Source organism: Vibrio sp. 1-2 (7-a) (assembly GCF_013048515.1).
GTDB lineage: Bacteria > Pseudomonadota > Gammaproteobacteria > Enterobacterales > Vibrionaceae > Vibrio > Vibrio diabolicus.
The window spans coordinates 19,414-37,297 of the sequence record NZ_VHSQ01000017.1; the positions used below are offsets into that span (position 1 = coordinate 19,414).

At 45.4% G+C, this 17,884-nt stretch carries 20 protein-coding genes; 5 read left to right on the top strand and 15 right to left on the bottom strand.

The window, feature by feature from the left end:
• Nucleotides 1-2 precede the first annotated feature (2 nt).
• Genes FKN08_RS22215 through FKN08_RS22230 form a run of 4 tightly spaced genes read right to left on the bottom strand, consistent with a single transcriptional unit; the run spans nt 3 to nt 2,264 of the window.
• Nucleotides 3-1,073 (bottom strand): AI-2E family transporter, encoded by a 1,071-nt coding sequence (locus FKN08_RS22215; protein WP_005394430.1) that lies wholly within the window; start codon nt 1,071-1,073, stop codon nt 3-5.
• A complete protein-coding gene (locus tag FKN08_RS23865; RefSeq protein ID WP_249373466.1) occupies nt 985-1,512 on the bottom strand; it encodes a hypothetical protein in 528 nt (175 codons plus the stop codon). Before FKN08_RS23865 ends, FKN08_RS22215 begins: the two co-directional genes overlap by 89 nt.
• Nucleotides 1,457-1,969, bottom strand: a complete 513-nt coding sequence (locus FKN08_RS22225) for a hypothetical protein (RefSeq protein ID WP_170892872.1) — start codon at nt 1,967-1,969, stop codon at nt 1,457-1,459. The genes FKN08_RS23865 and FKN08_RS22225 overlap by 56 nt, the downstream gene beginning before the upstream one ends.
• A 46-nt stretch (nt 1,970-2,015) precedes the next feature.
• The gene (locus FKN08_RS22230) at nt 2,016-2,264 is read right to left on the bottom strand and encodes a hypothetical protein (protein ID WP_005394426.1); all 249 of its coding nucleotides are present in this window, start codon (nt 2,262-2,264) and stop codon (nt 2,016-2,018) included.
• Nucleotides 2,265-2,628: 364 nt separating this feature from the next.
• On the opposite strand from FKN08_RS22230, the gene FKN08_RS22235 reads away from it, so the two are divergent.
• Both FKN08_RS22235 and FKN08_RS22240 read left to right on the top strand, forming a co-directional pair.
• Entirely contained in the window at nt 2,629-3,066 is a 438-nt protein-coding gene (locus FKN08_RS22235) for a DUF2383 domain-containing protein (protein WP_005394423.1), read from the top strand.
• A 155-nt stretch (nt 3,067-3,221) separates the two neighbouring features.
• On the top strand, nt 3,222-3,620 hold the full coding sequence (locus tag FKN08_RS22240; RefSeq protein WP_005379193.1) for a hypothetical protein: 399 nt from the start codon (nt 3,222-3,224) through the stop codon (nt 3,618-3,620).
• A gap of 204 nt (nt 3,621-3,824) precedes the next feature.
• Here the strand turns inward: FKN08_RS22240 and FKN08_RS22245 are convergent, their stop codons facing one another.
• The 5 genes from FKN08_RS22245 to FKN08_RS22265 all read right to left on the bottom strand — a co-directional run bounded on the left by FKN08_RS22245 (nt 3,825) and on the right by FKN08_RS22265 (nt 7,140).
• Complete coding sequence (locus tag FKN08_RS22245) at nt 3,825-5,483, bottom strand: diacylglycerol kinase family protein (RefSeq protein ID WP_170892873.1); 1,659 nt, start codon at nt 5,481-5,483, stop codon at nt 3,825-3,827.
• A gap of 142 nt (nt 5,484-5,625) precedes the next feature.
• Nucleotides 5,626-6,057: a hemerythrin domain-containing protein gene (locus FKN08_RS22250; RefSeq protein ID WP_005394414.1), complete on the bottom strand. Its 432-nt coding sequence runs from the start codon at nt 6,055-6,057 to the stop codon at nt 5,626-5,628.
• Nucleotides 6,058-6,160: 103 nt separating this feature from the next.
• Nucleotides 6,161-6,358: a hypothetical protein gene (locus tag FKN08_RS22255; RefSeq protein ID WP_048624594.1), complete on the bottom strand. Its 198-nt coding sequence runs from the start codon at nt 6,356-6,358 to the stop codon at nt 6,161-6,163.
• An 8-nt stretch (nt 6,359-6,366) separates the two neighbouring features.
• Nucleotides 6,367-6,543 carry a DUF1328 family protein gene (locus FKN08_RS22260; protein ID WP_012841233.1) on the bottom strand — a complete coding sequence of 59 codons (177 nt, stop codon included), beginning with the start codon at nt 6,541-6,543 and terminating at the stop codon, nt 6,367-6,369.
• 45 nt (nt 6,544-6,588) lie between these two features.
• Nucleotides 6,589-7,140: a BON domain-containing protein gene (locus FKN08_RS22265; RefSeq protein ID WP_047009372.1), complete on the bottom strand. Its 552-nt coding sequence runs from the start codon at nt 7,138-7,140 to the stop codon at nt 6,589-6,591.
• 435 nt (nt 7,141-7,575) lie between these two features.
• Between FKN08_RS22265 and FKN08_RS22270 the strand changes: the two genes are divergently transcribed.
• The gene (locus tag FKN08_RS22270) at nt 7,576-8,919 is read left to right on the top strand and encodes a sigma-54 dependent transcriptional regulator (RefSeq protein WP_170892874.1); all 1,344 of its coding nucleotides are present in this window, start codon (nt 7,576-7,578) and stop codon (nt 8,917-8,919) included.
• Between the two features lie 96 nt (nt 8,920-9,015).
• On the opposite strand, the gene FKN08_RS22275 is transcribed toward FKN08_RS22270, so the two are convergent.
• From FKN08_RS22275 to ftnA, 3 genes are all read right to left on the bottom strand, one after another.
• Nucleotides 9,016-10,209: an NAD(P)/FAD-dependent oxidoreductase gene (locus tag FKN08_RS22275; RefSeq protein ID WP_170892875.1), complete on the bottom strand. Its 1,194-nt coding sequence runs from the start codon at nt 10,207-10,209 to the stop codon at nt 9,016-9,018.
• A gap of 180 nt (nt 10,210-10,389) precedes the next feature.
• Nucleotides 10,390-10,713 carry a universal stress protein UspB gene (gene uspB, locus FKN08_RS22280; protein WP_005394407.1) on the bottom strand — a complete coding sequence of 108 codons (324 nt, stop codon included), beginning with the start codon at nt 10,711-10,713 and terminating at the stop codon, nt 10,390-10,392.
• A gap of 91 nt (nt 10,714-10,804) precedes the next feature.
• A complete protein-coding gene (ftnA, locus tag FKN08_RS22285) occupies nt 10,805-11,332 on the bottom strand; it encodes a non-heme ferritin (protein WP_005379167.1) in 528 nt (175 codons plus the stop codon).
• A 281-nt stretch (nt 11,333-11,613) separates the two neighbouring features.
• Between ftnA and uspA the strand changes: the two genes are divergently transcribed.
• Entirely contained in the window at nt 11,614-12,039 is a 426-nt protein-coding gene (gene uspA, locus FKN08_RS22290) for a universal stress protein UspA (protein ID WP_005379165.1), read from the top strand.
• 64 nt (nt 12,040-12,103) lie between these two features.
• Nucleotides 12,104-12,982, top strand: coding sequence for a carboxylate/amino acid/amine transporter (locus FKN08_RS22295; protein WP_006741764.1), 879 nt, complete (start codon nt 12,104-12,106; stop codon nt 12,980-12,982).
• A gap of 72 nt (nt 12,983-13,054) precedes the next feature.
• On the opposite strand, the gene FKN08_RS22300 is transcribed toward FKN08_RS22295, so the two are convergent.
• The 3 genes from FKN08_RS22300 to FKN08_RS22310 form a co-directional block, all read right to left on the bottom strand.
• A complete protein-coding gene (locus tag FKN08_RS22300) occupies nt 13,055-13,627 on the bottom strand; it encodes a hypothetical protein (protein ID WP_170892876.1) in 573 nt (190 codons plus the stop codon).
• Between the two features lie 186 nt (nt 13,628-13,813).
• Nucleotides 13,814-14,593, bottom strand: a complete 780-nt coding sequence (locus FKN08_RS22305; protein ID WP_170892877.1) for a class I SAM-dependent methyltransferase — start codon at nt 14,591-14,593, stop codon at nt 13,814-13,816.
• 90 nt (nt 14,594-14,683) lie between these two features.
• On the bottom strand, nt 14,684-17,809 hold the full coding sequence (locus tag FKN08_RS22310; protein ID WP_170892878.1) for an EAL domain-containing protein: 3,126 nt from the start codon (nt 17,807-17,809) through the stop codon (nt 14,684-14,686).
• Nucleotides 17,810-17,884 lie beyond the last annotated feature (75 nt).

Consider the following 17,884-nt stretch of genomic DNA (forward strand, 5'->3'; position numbering starts at 1 on the left):
AGTCATTCTCGTGGAGCCACATCCTCGGGGATGGTTTGGCTTGGTTGACTTTGAGTTGATTGACACAGCTCTAGACGCTCAACCAAAATATTAATGCAGACCAATAGCGGTACACCGATTAAGAGCCCCATACCGCCCCAAAGCCAACCCCAGAACACGAGCCAAACGAAGATCACTAACGGATTTAAGTTGAATCTTTTCCCTAATAACGTTGGCGTGACAAACTGACTTTCAATCAAGTTGATCAACAAATAGATAGACACCACAGTGAGCATAAAACTGACCGACTCCAACTGCAGATAAGCCACAAAACCGAAACTCACCATAGAGATGACTGGGCCGAGATACGGCGCAAAATTCATCACGCCAGCAAACGCACCCCACAAGAACGGGTCCTCAAGGCCTAAAACAAAAAACACCGCCCCAACACTCAACCCAAGTCCCGCATTCACCAACGTGATAGTGCCAATGTATCGAGATAGGTCTTTCTGTAGTGCTTTGACCAGTTCAATCGCTTGGCGCTGCTTGGCAAACCCATGCAAGTACGACACTGACTTTCGAAATAAGCTGCGTCCATGATTGAGCATAAAATAAACCATAAACAGCACGATCATCGCTTGTGTCAAAATGGTCGGCGTCGTGGTCGCGAGTGTCTTCACCAAAGAAAATACGGTATTGTTCCCGACTTCATCCATACCCATATCGCTGGCAATATTCAGCGGCGTATTAAGGTGATCCGCCGAGGCTTGAGTCACTTCACTCACTTCTTGCGACACATTTTTCACGATACTGGGCAGTTCAGACCACCACTGCTTGGCAGGCTCAGACATGGCAGCAAGGCCAATAATTGAAGCACCAACCAAGAATGACAGAGTCACCACGACGGTAATCGCGCGCGGTAAACCTTTGTCTTCAAGATAGTTAATGAAAGGACTGCATAACAGGGAAATAAAGGTACTAAGCACAATAGGTAACAAGATTGGCTTAGCAAAATACAGCCCAGGAACGAGCAATAAGACAAGAAGGGTTGCACCAATCGCGGTGTTGGCAGGAATGTTCAATTTCGCTGTCATAAAAAGGCTCAAGGTCGGTAGGAATCATTATCGGCGAAAGCCGTTGTTGGGGTTGCTCGACTTCTGTTTCTGTCGCGGTCTCTTCTGTCGAAGCAGTATTACTTGCTTGTGGTTCAGCATTTTGACCTTGTTCTACGCCCGACTGGTTAGAAGACGCTGCCATAACTGGCTTGGCAAGCGAATCCGTCAGTTCGGAGACACTACTCGCCAATAGCCCCATGGAAGATATAGAAGAAGTCAATCGAGACAATCGACCCGCTTTGGCAGCGGTAACGGCAACGACAGCACTAATACCTAGCGTCGTCCAAGGATTTTCTTTCACAAACTTCTTAGTGGTAAACGTGAACATTTCCATCGACAAGCAGCATTGCTCTAAAGATGCCTTACCTTCCATCCGCTTGATTCGCATGGCTCGATTGAGCTTTTGTAGCGAGCGCATCCCACCCCTCCTGCAACTGTTCTGTCGTATTTTTGAATCCAAGGAAACCAACTAAACGCTTCTGCCACCAAGCTAAAGACAATAATGCTAAACTTAAGGACGCAATAAATACGCCCACTGCAACATACACGTTAGCGGTCAGCTGATAAGCCACCACACCAGAAGCAAGGCACAAACTGAACACGAACAATACCGACAATAAGGTAAAAACAATGGTGCACAGCAAAATCTGTCGCGCTGCGGACGCATTAACTTTCACCTCCAAGAGGAACAAATCCAACGTTGAACCCGACCACGCTTTCAGCGATTGAGTCAATTGGTCCAGTTGTGAAAGAATACTGCTCAAACCATTGATGGTTTGTTGGATATCCTGCTCTTGTGCCCCACTTGGGGCTCGACCGCTGTCTGCTGCGGCCGAGCCTGGTTGCTGGTTGGTGACTTGTCCGGAGTTATTCATTGGAACCCTCGCCTTCTGTTATGTGGCTTAATCCGTTGGACCGTGATTATTTGATCAGCTTCGAAACCGCCCAACCCGCAAGGAAGGCACAACCAATGCTCAGCAATGGACGCTCCTTGATAACGTTCTCTGCCGACTTGGTCGCCTGCTGAACGTGTTCCGCGCCCACATCAAATTTCTCTTTAGCTTGGTCTTTCATTGCGCCGACGGCTTCCGTCGTGGCTTGCTCCGCCAAGTGATATGCTTCTTCTAACTGCTCTTGAGGTTTTACTGTGCTTTCTTTTGTTGTAGCCATAACTAGCCTCCGTTGATGAGTTGAGTAGTAAATCAAGTGAAACAACTTTTGAACTCACTTACTCACTACAAAGCCATATCCGTGCCAAAATTATAAGCATTTGTTTTTATTTTATTTTTGTTTTGTTTCACGACAAATCCTTATCTGTACGTGTAATTCTTTCCAGACTTCCCCCAACATTCTTGTAATTTTTTCTTAGCGCCTCGTCTGCAACCCTCCAATTTTTGCGCAATAAACTCATAACCAATTGATTAATAGAAAAATAACATTCATTGGCATACAACCTGCAACTAAAGATGAAACATCTGTGTTTGTTCCCCATACGTACAAACACTCCCATCACCAACCAAATCAGGAGTGAGATATGAAAAATGAAAATATCGCCTCAATCATTGAGCTTATCGAGAGCGGAAATGACATTTACAACAAGGCCATTGAGAACATTGACAACACTTCTTTGAATAATGTGTTGGTAGAACTGCTTAGAGTACGTGAGCGAGCGGTGCTTGAGCTTACTCCCTACACATTGGCAAATAACCAGGAAGACTCTGCCGACGACACTCCGGTTTCCTACACCATTAAAGCGCGTGAGGTGTACAGCGATGTGATGAAGGAGGTGTCTTCTGACAAAGAGTCCATGTATTTGGAACAGCTCGAAGGTGTTGAAAGCAAGGTGCTCAAAGAGATCGAAAACCTAATTACTAGCCACCCAGAGCAAGCGGATAATTCGGTTCTACTGAAAGTTCGCAGTGATATCAAAAGCTGTAAAGAAAAGCTCAGCAGCATCAGCCTTATCAGCTGATCCTTAGTGGTCGCCTTTGCAATCAAGCGCTGGCAGAGAAAATGGCCAACTCGTTTTGGCCATTTCTGATAAGACCACTGGCACCTCAATACAACCAAAACTAGAAAACACTAAACCGAGTAATCAACACGGTAGTCATAAATAAAGAGGTCAGTATGACATTGGATAATAATCGAGTAAGGGAGCTACTCGTAAAAATGACACACCATCGCCAAACGTGTTTGCCTCTCGTTAATCCGCAATCGCATATGACACTCGCAAGAGCGGCGTATCGATTCGTTAAAATAGAAAAAGTGATGATCAAAAAGATGGCGAAGTTGTTCTTCGACCAAGATGGTGAACAATTCATTGCGGAAAATGCCACCGAATACGGCGTTGCCGAACTAGGTAATTACAAAGAAATGCATTTCATGAACAAGTTGTTGTTAGATGATTTAAAAGCGCTACTCAGAGCCATTGACGACACCAACTTAACGGCGCTTGTTTCTTACTGGTTAGCTGCTTTACAAGTCGAAAACGATGAAATTGAAAAGCACTTACCCCAGGGTGAGTAGTCATACTCACCCCCTTCTTCCTTTCACTTCGAGAACGATAAATAGACGCTCTCTCAGATACAAAAAATGCCGATATAAAAAAGCCGCTGCACCTACGCAGCGACCTTATTGGTTCCCTCAAAACTACGACTAAACCGGTAAACAAAGGTACGCTATAAAGCACTAGGCAAATGGCGCATTATCCACTGCTTATCTGTTTTAAAGCTAAGCCGATTTACTTCTCCCGCTTGGGACAAATACATTCAACGATTTTGGACGAAGCTTAATCGCTAATTGCTCATCAGAATAAAGCTCACCATCAATCACATACTCAATCGGTTTGTTCGCAGAAATAGTGACATTCTGAGCCGTCGCGTATTGAAAATGAGTCGATTCCTCCTGCGCACCTACGCTGGTTAATGTCAGATCAGACAATGCGATGAGGCGTCCACCTAAAGATTCGGTGTTATCTAAATACGTGATATGCAGCTTGCCATCGTCAGGCTGCGGAGCACCACCACCTTGCGCGAGCAACGTACTAAAAGGAGCGATGTTCGCAACGACAAAGCTATGAACTTCTAGCGTTTGTGATCCATTTTCGCGGTTTTCATCTTCAAATGGCGCATCCATCGCAACAGTCAACGTCTGCATCTCTTCCGCCACCACCGCGTTAAAAAAGCCCGTTAAGTAGGCCAATTGTCCAAAGGTGTTTTTCTCTTCTCGCTGCGCATGCTCGATCATTTTCTGCTCTAGGCCAATACCTAGGACTAACAATATAAGCCTCTGATTACACTCCGCCGTATCAATACGTTGACAGTGACCTGCTAGCAATGCTTCACACGCTTTTTCGACTGGTGAGAATTTTGCGCCAACTCCATAGAGCACATGACATAACGCATTGGCGGTTCCGAGCGGAACAATACCGAGTTTGATATCAGTACCTACCAGCTGGCTCGCCACTTCCGTCACTGTGCCATCGCCACCCGCTACGATAATTTGCTTAGCCCCACTTTCTTTTGCCTGTTGTGTTAGCTGCTCGGCGCTGAGGTCTGTCGTCGTTTTATGAATACTCAAACGATATTTTTTGGTTAGCTCACGAATCAAGTGCTGTTCGTTTTCCTCCCATTTGCCACCACCTGCAACAGGGTTAACCACCATCCAAGTGGACTGATCCAGACCCAGTACGCCTTTTTCACTTATCGCTCGTAACGTTTTGATCTGCAATTTATTCAATCTCGCGGTACTGCGCACGTCATTGATTTTTTTCATCACAGATTCAACCGTCAGCGACGGATCTTTGCTCAGTAGATACGCCGCAACAACAAACACCGATCGACCACGCCCTAACGCACAATGCACAACCACAGCTCGCGAGCACGAGATTTGCGTATCAATCCAGTTAATCGCATGACGCAAGCGTTCCAACGTTGGGGCTTTGTGGTCGAGCACCGGAATCGAAAGGTAATGAAACTGCTTGTCGGTCATCGCACTTTCAAGCCCAGCAAATTCTGCGGTGACATCGACAATACAAGAGATGTCATTGGATTCGAGAAAATCTAAGTCACTCTGAAATAGCCGACGGGAGAGGTATAAATTATCGCTGACTTTTTGGATCGGAGGCACAGTATCGCGCCGTCTTTCCCAGGCATTATATGCTCTAGCGCCCAGTAAAAAGGGGATGAATGCCCAGCGGATCCACCTGACAATCTTGCCGTCTTGGTTTTTTCTAAAAATGGAGGGAATGTCGAAAACGTAGGCTACGCTGACTAATGCTAAAGAAAGAGATACCCATAAGAACAACAGGCTAACCATGATTTGGGGAATATAAATAGCGGCCAATAAACTGATCAGAGCGCCAAGAATATAATATTTGATGATAAACATTCGCTCTCCTTGCCTTCAGCGAGTGCGCTTTTTTAGTGAAAGTGAGAATAAGCTGGTTTTAGTTTAGGCTAATTAGCTTGGTAAACGCTTTGATTGGGCCCCTTCCCGTGCCGAAATGGCACGAAAAGGACCAATACTCCACCTAACTAGCCATTTCTTCGACGTAGCTATCCGCTAGTTTCATTTTCTGCTGATCGGTCATCACCTTACCGGCCAATTGGAAAAAACGCTGCTCTTCTTCTTCGAGGTGGTGCAATACTTTGTGACGCAAAGTTTTCATGAGGTTGAGCCATGCTGGCGAGCTCATGTCGGTTGCATCAAGCTGTGCAATCACTTTATCAATCTCGTGGTGCTCTGCGATGCCATGACGAGTAAGATCGATGGTTTTATCGCTCTCGATTAAAGGCGCGTAGAAAAAACGCTCTTCTGCGGCGGCGTGCTGTTCGAGTTCATCCTTCAGATTGTGGTAAAACTCTTCGCGTGCAGGGGAATCTCCAGACGTTTCCATCAGAGCATCGAGTAAAAGGCGTTGCTTTTCATGACTCTCTTTTAGTACATCAAATATGTTTTTCATCTTTGACTCCTCATCTGATTGTAAACACTTGGGATAAAAGGAAGGGCGGTGATTGACCGCCCTTCTCTTACATTGCTGTGAACAAAAAGCTGACCTGACTCGACTAACAATCTTGGTCTTCTGCGTTCAAGTTCTCTTTAATATTTTCACACTCATCTTCAATCGCATTTTGAGTTTCTTCGGCGGCTTCATCTATCTTCTTGCCTGCCTGTTCCATTGGCCCTTCTTCACTACAAGCAGCCAGTGCGAACACCAAACCAAATACTGCGGCGATACGGTAAATTAATGACGTAAGTCGCATGAAATCTCCTATCTATTTACGTTTTTTCTTCCTAGCAGAACAATCACTATTGATACAATTAATGACAATAGGAATAGGTAAAATATCACTTGCGCGATAGAGGCCGCCGCCCCTGCAATACCAGTAAAACCTAGTAGTGCAGAAACCAGTGCCAAAGCCAGAAAAATAAACATCCAACGAACCATAGTGTTACCTCCTAATAAAATTGGGTTCGGTCACTCGGCTCGTTATTATTGAACCACTTCTAGCTTATCAATCACCTTATTTACATCATTGGTATTATTTGCAATTGAAAGTGCAAGATCATGCTCCGCATCTGAATTAACCTTACCTGCCAACGTTACCGTTTTACGTTCCGTCGTTACATCAATGTCCGTACCACTTACATTGGTATCCATCAGTAGGCGCGTTTTAACTATAGTCGTGATTTTAGAGTCGGTCAGTGTGGCTAATGCCTCTGAATCGGTTTCTTTCTTACCTTCATTCACCACTGACAATTCGTTATTTACTTCTTTCACACCATCAAGACCTGTTACAAGCTCTTCGGCAAGCGATTTTTCAAGGTCATTGTTTACCGAACCAGAAAGGGTAACTACCTGATTTTCAACATCGGTGTTGATATCAAAAGAGTTAAGGTTACTGTTTAGCAGCAGCGTAGTTTCGGCTTTACCATCTAGCCAAGCGTCCATGGATTCTTTTTCCCATTTATCACTCGCTAAGACTGCTGTAGATGAAGTAGCAAGAACTGACGTAAGTACAATTTTAGCTGCGATGTTATTCATGGTAATTCTCCTTTATTGACGTTGTATTTCCATAGGGGCAAACTATGTGCCAAGTTTTTAACTAATTGTTTTTAAAGGAATAATAAAAACAAGAGGTAAAAATAAGACGAACAAGAAAATATAAGCATGAATTATTTACACAGAAGAAATGTAATTTTTAATCGTTAATAATTTCGCAATCAATTACATAATACGCCAACAAAAGATGAGACATTATTTCTTCGACTTCACTTAATCGCAGAACTATTATTTAAAGCGTGAGACAACCGAATAAAGAAGCAATATTTATCAGAATTATTACTGATATATACCAAGATAGGTTCAACAACATTAAAATAGCCTACAGACCCTTAAATCTCTGCTGACAATATTTTGTCTTGTGCACTTAGAATAATCCACGTACATTGTTTCTGTCATAGTAAAGAGGACATTTCTATGTCGTTGCCAAGCCTGTTTCTACGAATACAAGACCCGACACTTAAAGATGCTATCGCCTCTTGCCAGGAACTGAACAAATTTCGTCTGCATAATACCGATGCCGCAGATAGTTGGATTGAAGATTTCCTACAACTCAAGCCGGAAGTTGCGATTGTTGAAGTCGCCCACTTTACTAGCGTAGATTACCAGCGCCTTTCTAATATCGAAGACATCTACGATATGGACTTGATCATAATTAGCTCTGGTGCTCCAAACGAAAATTTGGATAAGCTAATGAACTTAGGTGCAATTTTTCACTACAGAAAACCCGTCGATATTGCCATTTTGACGGACACCCTAAGCGAAGTCAGCCAGTACTATCAGCAAAAACAAGATCAAGGACGTAAAGTGTCCACTAGCGATCTCGACCAATTTGGCCTTTTGGTGGGGTCCTCATCGCCAATGCATCAGCTCTATCGCATGATCCGACGCGTCGCAAAAACAGAAGCCAACGTCCTCATTGTCGGTGAAAGCGGCTCGGGTAAAGAGTTAGTCGCACAGACCATTCATTTAGCCAGTGATCGCAAGCAACAACCCTTTATCGCGATTAACTGTGGTGCGATTAGCCCAGAATTGGTCGATAGTGAACTGTTTGGCCATGAAAAAGGCGCCTTTACCGGAGCGAATAAAACTCACCAAGGTGTATTTAAACAGGCAGAAGGCGGCACGCTGTTTTTGGATGAAATCACCGAGATGCCTATCGAGCATCAAGTGAAGCTATTGCGTGTGTTGGAAACCGGAGAATATCGCCCAGTGGGCAGTAATACAGTGCATATCGCCAACACTCGCATCATTGCCGCCACCAACCGTGATCCTAAAGTCGCCATTGAAGAGCAGTTCCTGCGTGAAGATCTGTTTTTCCGTTTATCGCACTTCCCATTAACGATACCGCCACTGCGAGATCGAGGCGGTGACATCGTCGGTCTGGCTAAACACTTTATCGCGCACCGCAACGCAAATGAGGCTAAAACCAAAACCATTCTTGATTCTGCCATCCAAAAAATCGCTGCACACGATTGGCCAGGTAATGTCCGTGAGCTCAAACACACGATCGAGCGTGCATTTATTTTGGCTGATGACACCATCCGAGATGAACACCTGATATTCGATACACCACCATTGGAAACAGGCACAAGCATCGAAGACCTTGTTCCAGCGGGCGTTTCGCTAGAAGAGCTAGAAAAAGCCGCCATTCTCAATACGCTTGAAGAGAATCAAGGCAATAAAACGGAATCTGCGCAAGAGTTAGGCATTAGCGTTAAAACGCTCTATAACAAACTCGAAAAGTATCAAGACGAGTAACTCGCTGTGGGAATACAATGAGAATATAAAAAGAGCACGGAATACGATTCAGTGCTCTTTTTTATCTTATCTTTGATGCGGATGTATAGCGTTTGATTACACCCACTGACCCGCGACAAAGCCGCTCGACCAGCACCACTGAAAATTATAGCCCCCTAACCAGCCAGTCACATCCATGACTTCACCAATGAAGTACAGCCCTTTGATGTTTTTGCATTCCATAGTTTTAGAAGATAAGTGATCGGTGTCCACACCACCGAGCGTCACTTCCGCGGTTCGGTAGCCTTCAGTGCCATTCGGGGCGATATCCCAATGTTCTAAACGCGCCACAATCGCCGCAAGCTCCTTTTGATTGAACTGCTTTAACGGTTTATCGACCAGCTCTTTACGTTCAATCAAGACTTCAACCAAGCGCTTTGGTAGCACTTTAGCGAGCGTATTTTTGAGCGACTGATTCGGGTGCTTTTCACGGCTGCATTCTAATAACTCGGCAACATCATCGTTTGGCACCAGATTAATCGACACCTTTTGCCCCGCTCGCCAGAATGATGAAATCTGTAAAACGGCTGGGCCAGATAAACCACGATGTGTGAACAACAGGGCTTCTTTGAACATGGTGCCATCTTCAGCTGTAATTTCCGCAGGTACCGCGATACCAGATAACTCAGCAAAGTCTTCTTTGTCTTCTTTATGCAACGTAAATGGCACCAGCCCTGCCGTAGTTGGGATAACTCGAAGACCAAATTGTTCCGCGACTTTATAACCAAATGGTGTCGCCCCCAGTTTTGGCATCGACAAGCCACCTGTTGCGATAACTAAAGACTCACACTCAACTGGCTCGGTACCCGCGTGCAAACGAAAACCTTCATCGATTTTCTCAATTGAGTGAACATCGCATTGGTAACGCTGCTCGATATTCGGCATGTCACACTCAGCCAACAGCATCTTCACGATGTCTTTAGCCGTAAACGCATCGACACAAAACAGCTGACCGTGATCGCGCTCTTCAAATTCAATACCATGCTTACACACCATCGAGATAAAATCCCAGTTGGTGTATTGAGAAAGCGCCGACTTAACGAAATGCGGGTTTTGGCATAGGTAGTTGCTGGCTGAGACGTCGTAGTTAGTGAAATTACAACGGCCACCGCCTGAGATAAGGATTTTACGTCCTGGCTTTTTAGCATGATCGAGCACCAAAACACGGCGGCCTCGCTTGCCGGCTTCTGCAGCACACATCAAACCCGCTGCGCCTGCGCCAATTACAACAACATCAAATTTCTTACTCATCGGTAGCTCTTAGACTGATTGGTATCGAATCGAAATAAAAAAGGATGTGCACATTGCACATCCTTGCTTTCTAGGCGCGACATTCTACCGACAAATCTCGAAGGGGAAAAGCGCTTAAACGGTAAGCGCTATGCATGCCCGTACAATCCTAGGAGATTAACTCGCTAGATTATTGATTCTTTAAAGAATGAAGGCCGCGAGTAGGGTAACACCGAGCAAAGCGGTCGATAAAACAAATAGCTCACGCACCCTTTCGCACTTACCAGTAAAAATTTCATCGTGGTGATGGTGATATTCTTTACTTTTGATGTAGTGGAACAAACGCACCTGTTTAGTGACATTTCCATGGGTGGTAAAAAAGCCATTGCCATCAACTTGCTGATATAACAACGGATGCGCTTCACGCATGATGTAAATTAGAGAACGAAGAGCGGTGAGATACCGGATCATGTTGACTCCAGTTACCACCATTAGCGCAAATAAGATTGTGTCTCCACTGATCATCTTTTCCTCCCTACATCTTCAACAATGCTCAAGAGAAAAAGACGATCAATGCTTCGTCTTTACCCGCTACTTATAGCGTCAAAAAACGCGTTTACGCAGCTGGAGCATCCATGATTGAAGATGAACCTTCTTTCGCCATTTGTGCTAGATCTTTGTCGATGAAGAACAATGCTTTACCATCTTCACCTACCAATTCGATCTTATCTAAAATCCCTTTAAACAACTTCTCTTCTTCGTGCTGTTCAGACACGTACCACTGTAGGAAGTTAAACGTTGAGTAGTCTTGGCTAGTAAATGCAACATGTGCCAATTTATTGATTTTTTCCGTGATCATTTGCTCATGTTCGAAGGTCTCGCGGAAAACATCACCTAAGCTAGCAAAATCATGCTTTGGTGCATCAATAGCGCCCAAAATTGGCATTGAGCCAGTTTCACTTACGTAGGTGAATAGGCGTTGCATGTGCTCCATTTCTTCTACGGCGTGAGCGCGTAAAAATTCAGCCGCACCTTCAAAACCTTTGTCTTCACACCAAGCACTCATTTGTAAGTATAGATTGGATGAGAAAAATTCTAGGTTAATTTGCTCATTCAATTGTTCGACCATAGTTTGAGACAGCATGTTAACTCCTATTAATGTGCATGCAATATACCCAAGTAACCTCGAAATAAACGACGCCGCGAGATTGACTTGCTCTACATCAGAGGCAAGGTTTTACTTGAACTATAGTCAGTAACGGAGCGCTGAACTCCGCATCTCAAAGTCACTTGGGTATAACGCCACTATAACATGATTACTGAGACAAGACTTTGTACCTACGACACTGATATGAGATCACTTCAGCAAATTTTTTTGGGGGTTAGTGCTAATCTAAAACTATGACCTTACAAGGAGATAGCAATATGAGTTACAAACACATACTTGTGGCAGTCGACCTGTCAGACGACAGTAAAGTGTTGATTAAAAAAGCCGTATCACTGGCTAAACCTCTGGATGCGAAAGTCTCTTTTATTCACATCGACGTGAACTACGCAGAGCTCTACACCGGGCTTATCGACATCAATATGGCAGAAGCGCAACATCAAGCAATGGAAGCGTCGCGCACACAATTGGCGAATTTCGCAGAATATGCGCAATACCCAATAGCCCATACGTTGGTCGGTAGTGGCGATTTGAGTAATGAGCTGTGCGATACCATTCAAGATTACAGTATCGACTTGGTGGTTTGTGGTCATCACCAAGATTTCTGGAGCAAGATTCTGTCTTCGACTCGACAACTGATTAACTGCTCTCCAGTCGATATGCTGGTCGTACCGCTAAAAGACTGATTGGCGCGACGTTAAAACTTGGTTAGACTGCGGGCACATTTGTTGTTGATAAAGATTCTCATCCATGGCTTATCTATCCGCAGTTACCCTACTTTGGGCATTCTCATTTAGCCTGATCGGCGTTTACCTCGCTGGTCAGGTTGATTCTTGGTTCTCGGTGTTCATGCGCGTGGCACTGGCGAGTCTGGTTTTCATTCCCTTTTTAAAATTCCGTGGCGTTAGCAAATCCTTAATCGCGAAACTGATGACGGTCGGTGGCTTTCAGCTCGGTCTGATGTACTGCTTCTACTACCAATCTTTTTTGCTCCTTTCCGTGCCAGAAGTATTGCTGTTCACCGTATTCACACCCATTTACGTCACGCTGATCTATGACTTCTTGAAAGGTCGCTTTTCACCTTGGTATTTGGTTACCGCGGCGATTGCTGTATTTGGCGCAGCCTGGATTAAGTTTGCAGGCATTAATGAAGACTTCCTGCTGGGCTTTTTGGTCGTACAAGGAGCAAACCTCTGTTTTGCCATTGGTCAGGTGGGCTACAAATACATCATGGAAAGTGAACCGGTTGATTTGCCACAACACACCGTGTTTGGTTACTTCTACTTAGGTGCGCTTTGTGTAGCAACCGTGGCTTTCGCTCTGATGGGCAACCTCGACAAACTACCCACCACCGCAACGCAATGGGGCATTCTGACGTACCTTGGTTTAATTGCTTCCGGTTTTGGTTACTTCGCGTGGAACAAAGGCGCAACCATGGTGAACGCAGGTGCACTGGCAGTAATGAACAACGCATTGGTTCCGGCGGGTTTGATTGTGAACATTGTGATTTGGAACCGCGATGTTGATGTCATGCGACTCGCCATTGGCGGTGCGATCATCATGCTATCGCTATGGATTAACGAAACCTGGGTGAAAAAGCGCGTCGAAATGAGCTACGCCAAGAAGTAACGCAACCGCTCCCAACACACATACCGACAATAAAAAACGCTCTCCAACTGGAGAGCGTTTTTTTGGATTAGATTAATGCACTTTCATTTGCGAACTTGCGCTCATCAACACCTTGGGCGACGTTGGCAACAACACTTCTAGCTTCGCATTGCGCGCTTCCAGCTTGCGCTGACGCTTAAGTAACTTTTGTTGTTTTTTCGCTACTTTTAACAACTTCTTCTGCTGCTTATAGTGCTTTTTCAGTGCTTTTTTCGCTTTCTTAAGCGATTTTTTATCCGCTAAATCAAACCATACTGGTGCGTCGGTTCTTACTGGCTCCAAGGATTTTTCGGCTTGCTTTTTCTCTTTCACGCGCTCAACAACACGCTTCACAATTGCTGCTTTTTCGTTGCTTTGTTTTGTTGTCACAGGAATCGGTTGTACTGGCAGCGCTTCAGCCAATAAGCCACATGATTGTTGCTCGTTCAGTGGCTTGTCTTGGCATTTTTTCGGCGGAATAGCGGCTGGCTTACACAAGGTATCTTTGGCCGCTGAAGAGCGTGCGCAAGAGCGACAAACAAACTTTGGTGCGACAACTAAACGATGGATGTCGCCAAGCTCCGCCGCGATCTGTTTACGACTCATTTTACATAAGCGTTTAGCCATTCTACTACTCCAGCTTCCCAATTATCGACCGCATCACAACAAGTGAAATAATAATAATTCTTAGTTAGATATACAGTCAGGGAGGAGAATTAGCAAGAGAAAACTATCAGTAACGATTCAGAAAGAGAGGCTTGATCACAGCACGATACACCGTACTGTGACAAGAAAAGTTGAGCTGTCAGGAAGTTATGCCATTGAGGCTTTAACGTAGACATCAAAGCGATTTTTTTTGGTTTCAATCGCCATAGTCGGCTTTTGCTCGTTCAGCCAGTTTGCATAGTCTGGGCGCTTCACCACCACGCGTTTTGTGGCTAACGCCATGGCAGGTTCTAGCAAACCATCGGCGTCCAAATCGGCGCCAACCAACGATTGGAAAACGCGCATCTCTTTTTTTACGAGCGCCGATTTCTTCTTGTTTTCTGGGTGCGGATACATAGGGTCGAGATACACCACATCTGGCTGAACAAAGTCTTCATCTTGTGCCAGCTGTTCCAATGCATCATGACTGGAGGCATGGATCAGCGACATACGCTCTGATACCCAAGTTCCAATTTCAGGGTCTTGTTTCGCACGCGCTAAGCCGTCATCCAGCAACGCTGCGACTACCGGGTGTCGCTCCACCATCTGTACCTTACAGCCGAGCGAAGCCAAAACGAATGCGTCACGTCCCAGCCCCGCCGTGCCGTCTAGAACGGTTGGCGTTGCCCCTTTGTTCAAACCTGCAGCTTTTGCGATGGCTTGGCCCTTACCACCACCAAATTTTCGGCGATGTCCCACTGCGCCACCAATTAAATCGACAAAAATAGCGCCCAACTTTGGCTCATCCACTTTACGCAGCTCTAAACGCTCGGTGGTCAGCACCAAAGCAAAATCGCTCTCGTCAGTGTGAGAAAGCTGCCAGCGCGCAGCCAGTTCATCCAGATGAGGTTGTTGAGACGGGTCTTCACAGATCAATTGCAGTTGCAAAAGGAGGCTCCAATAAAAAATCGCGGTAACTGGCGCTGAGTGTATACCTAAGTTACCTCTCAATGCTAGGTTGAGCTTGATATGACAAGACTACTCAGCCGTCAGTCGCTCAACTAACTCAGAAAGCGGTTGAGGATGCCCAATACCGTAGCCTTGGCCATAATCCACACCAAGATCGATCAAATGCTGCATGACTTGTTCGTTTTCGACAAACTCCGCCACCGTCACTTTGCCTAGCTGTTTTGCCAGATCATTGATCGAGCGAACCATCACACGGTCCATTTCATTTACGTTGATATCTCGCACGAAAAGACCATCAATTTTCACGATATCAACGGGAAGTTTCTTTAAGTAACCAAATGAAGACAAGCCCGAACCAAAGTCATCCAATGCAATCATGCAACCCAGCGCTTTGAGCTTGGTGAAGAGCTCAATGGCTTGCTCAAGATTACTCATCGCAGCTGTCTCGGTGATTTCTAGACAGATTTTTTCACACGGCATGGACGAACGTTCCAACCGCTCCAATAAGAAATCGATAAACTCTTGATTCCCCATAGATTGACCTGAAAGGTTTATCGAACAACGACCGAGTTTTTCAACCACCTCCGGGCGTTGCTCAAACCATTCTAGTGTTTGAGTAATGACCTGTTTATCAATCCAATGCGCAATGTTGTAGCGCTCGGAGGCAGGAATAAACAATGCAGGAGAAACATAATCACCATATCCATTGCGAATGCGCACTAAAATCTCAAAATACATCTGAGCATCGTGCTGTTGTAAGCTTTTGATCGGTTGAGCAAATAACTCTAAACGCTGATTCGACAATGCCTCATGCACCAGATTGACGCTCTGCATTTCCATCTGGCGACGTTGTAGCTCTTCGTTATCTAAGCTGAACAGATTGTAGCGGTTACGGCCTTGCTCCTTGGCGGCATGACACGCAGAGTCTGCTTGAGCATGCACCATTTGCGGCGTCTCTGCCGTATGGTCGATGATACGAATACCAATAGAACAACTGATGAACAAGCGTGTATCTTCCCAAATAAAGAGATGCTCACTCAACGTCGAGATGATCAGTTTAGCGATATTAATGGCGCCGTATTCGTCGCAATCTTTGAGTAGTACCGCAAACTCATCGCCTCCCATTCGAGCCAAGATGGAATTGTATGGCAGCACTTCCTCTAACATGCTGGCGCAAAATTGAATCGCCGCGTCACCCGCATCATGCCCAACCGTATCATTGAGGACTTTTAGCTGATCTAAGTCGAGGTACAGCATCGCGTGGACGCGACGATGGCTGTCCACCTCACGCAGTGCGGTCTTGAGCTCTAGTTCAAAGTGGTTTCTGTTATAAGTCCCTGTCAGTAAGTCATAGCGCGCTTGATATTCCAGTTTCTCGGAAAGCTGTTTGGTTTCTGTAATATCTTCACCCACAATCAACAGCTGATCAGATTCACTCAGTGGACGAATGTTCTCACGTACCCAAACACGATGACCATTTGCATGGCGATACTCGACTTCACGTCGCCAGACCCCATGCACCTGTTGATTGGGTTGCAATAGCACTTGGCGAGGAAACAGTACCTTGTCATCAAAATAAAACTCCCTCAGGCGGTGTCCGAGCATGTCCATCGGTTTGTAGCCAAGGAGTAGCTGAGCAAATCGATTCACTTCTTGAATGCGGTTATTGCTGTCGAGTGTCACCATCATGACAGGCTGTTGCTCATAATAGTTACGCAGGGTTGATTCGCGTTGATAGAGCTTATCTTCCATCAACTTACGACTAGTGATATCGCGCGCTTCAAACAAGTATTGCTTTTGATTTCCTACTTGCTGAGAAAAAGGCTTGAGTGAAATTTCCAACACCAATGTACCGTGCTCTTTACTCCAAATTTCAGCCTCAAACGTCGACACTTGATGGTGAGGCACGTGGAAATACGCCTCAAGCAACGCTTGTGCTTTCTCACTCCAATTGGGATGAAACCAAAGTGGTCGGTCTAAACGCAGCCCTTGGTGATACAGCAAAGATTGCAGGTGATCGTTGCCCGATTTAAGTACACCGTTGGCATCCAAAATGCCCATATACTGCATGCTCTGATCAAAAATCGATTCTAAGATGGCTTGGCTTTCTCGCGCGGCACTCTCGCTGCGACGCATCCGCTGTAAATAGTAACCCATCAACAAAATGACCACCGACATCACCACAAACAGGCTACCAAACAAGCGAATTTCTTTGGCAAAACGCTCAGAAAACTTCATCGGTTTATTAAAAAATACCGCAGAGACCTCTTGCTCAGCCCCCAGCCCCCAGCGCACTACAGCTTGATAATCGAGCTTGATTTCAGAATCACTTTTCTTCACAGCTGGCAGAGCTTGGTCAGGGTTATCCAACACAAACTCAAGTATCTCAGCGCTCTCAATGCCATGCCGATAACCACTTTGGATCACGCCACCAACCGCACCATGCCCTAAGCCAATGTCGTGCACCATAAACAGCGGCGCATTTGAGGCTCTGTTAACGCCAATCCAGTCACGTTCACTGCCAACCACACCCTGTTTATCTCGGTAATAGGTCCAAAACAGGACGACTTTATCTTTATTCAGCTTCGCCACTTGTTGCTTTAAGTCAATGATACTGTCGGGAATAACTTGCACGATTTTGTCGCGATATTGCGGATGTTCATGTACAAAATCGTCGATTTGATAGCGTAATACCTCTCCCGTTACGGAATGGTCACTGACAATAAGAATTTGAGTGTAATCAGGGTGTAGGCGCTCTATGAGGGCTAAATTTGCCTCCAAATCGACATCTTCTGTTACTCCTGTTGCGTTCAGAGATTGGTGCAAAGAAGGATGATAATTATTGATTCCATTAAATATAACCGGGGTGTCTTTGATGATCGGCGCCAAACGCTGCATCAGTTCAAGCGCGTTGTTATCACTCACTAAAATAGCATCGAATCGTTCTTTGCTTAATTTCGTACGATATAAGGATTCAAGCTGAGCGAAAAACTGCTCACTCTGGTTACGTTTCGAGTCTAAATAGAGCACGCGCATATCCAGCGATCGATCACCCAATTGCTGCTCGATACCTCGCTGTATGGAATCCGTCCAGAAAAAACCTTGATGATAGGAGTGCACGACCAAAACTTTCGGATCTGAGGCCGCGGCAAACGCGCTCCAACATAGCGCGACAATAACCAGAAAACGCTGCACATTATCTCCATAGCTCGGAGTTAACCCGCAGTTACTCCTGCCAAACCTTGTGAATCCTATCCGCTATGAGTATAA

Excerpts from the sequence above, each read along its gene's own strand:
- FKN08_RS22215 (WP_005394430.1), bottom strand. The coding sequence starts at position 1,073 with ATGACAGCGAAATTGAACATTCCTGCCAACACCGCGATTGGTGCAACC.
- FKN08_RS22255 (WP_048624594.1), bottom strand. The coding sequence starts at position 6,358 with ATGCGACTTACGTCATTAATTTACCGTATCGCCGCAGTATTTGGTTTG.
- FKN08_RS22245 (WP_170892873.1), bottom strand. The coding sequence starts at position 5,483 with ATGTTTATCATCAAATATTATATTCTTGGCGCTCTGATCAGTTTATTG.
- ftnA (WP_005379167.1), bottom strand. The coding sequence starts at position 11,332 with ATGCTGTCTCAAACTATGGTCGAACAATTGAATGAGCAAATTAACCTA.
- uspA (WP_005379165.1), top strand. The coding sequence starts at position 11,614 with ATGAGTTACAAACACATACTTGTGGCAGTCGACCTGTCAGACGACAGT.
- FKN08_RS22275 (WP_170892875.1), bottom strand. The coding sequence starts at position 10,209 with ATGAGTAAGAAATTTGATGTTGTTGTAATTGGCGCAGGCGCAGCGGGT.
- FKN08_RS22225 (WP_170892872.1), bottom strand. The coding sequence starts at position 1,969 with ATGAATAACTCCGGACAAGTCACCAACCAGCAACCAGGCTCGGCCGCA.
- FKN08_RS22270 (WP_170892874.1), top strand. The coding sequence starts at position 7,576 with ATGTCGTTGCCAAGCCTGTTTCTACGAATACAAGACCCGACACTTAAA.
- FKN08_RS22260 (WP_012841233.1), bottom strand. The coding sequence starts at position 6,543 with ATGGTTCGTTGGATGTTTATTTTTCTGGCTTTGGCACTGGTTTCTGCA.
- FKN08_RS22235 (WP_005394423.1), top strand. The coding sequence starts at position 2,629 with ATGAAAAATGAAAATATCGCCTCAATCATTGAGCTTATCGAGAGCGGA.
- FKN08_RS22295 (WP_006741764.1), top strand. The coding sequence starts at position 12,104 with ATGGCTTATCTATCCGCAGTTACCCTACTTTGGGCATTCTCATTTAGC.
- FKN08_RS23865 (WP_249373466.1), bottom strand. The coding sequence starts at position 1,512 with ATGCGCTCGCTACAAAAGCTCAATCGAGCCATGCGAATCAAGCGGATG.
- FKN08_RS22265 (WP_047009372.1), bottom strand. The coding sequence starts at position 7,140 with ATGAATAACATCGCAGCTAAAATTGTACTTACGTCAGTTCTTGCTACT.
- FKN08_RS22300 (WP_170892876.1), bottom strand. The coding sequence starts at position 13,627 with ATGGCTAAACGCTTATGTAAAATGAGTCGTAAACAGATCGCGGCGGAG.
- uspB (WP_005394407.1), bottom strand. The coding sequence starts at position 10,713 with ATGATCAGTGGAGACACAATCTTATTTGCGCTAATGGTGGTAACTGGA.
- FKN08_RS22250 (WP_005394414.1), bottom strand. The coding sequence starts at position 6,057 with ATGAAAAACATATTTGATGTACTAAAAGAGAGTCATGAAAAGCAACGC.
- FKN08_RS22240 (WP_005379193.1), top strand. The coding sequence starts at position 3,222 with ATGACATTGGATAATAATCGAGTAAGGGAGCTACTCGTAAAAATGACA.
- FKN08_RS22230 (WP_005394426.1), bottom strand. The coding sequence starts at position 2,264 with ATGGCTACAACAAAAGAAAGCACAGTAAAACCTCAAGAGCAGTTAGAA.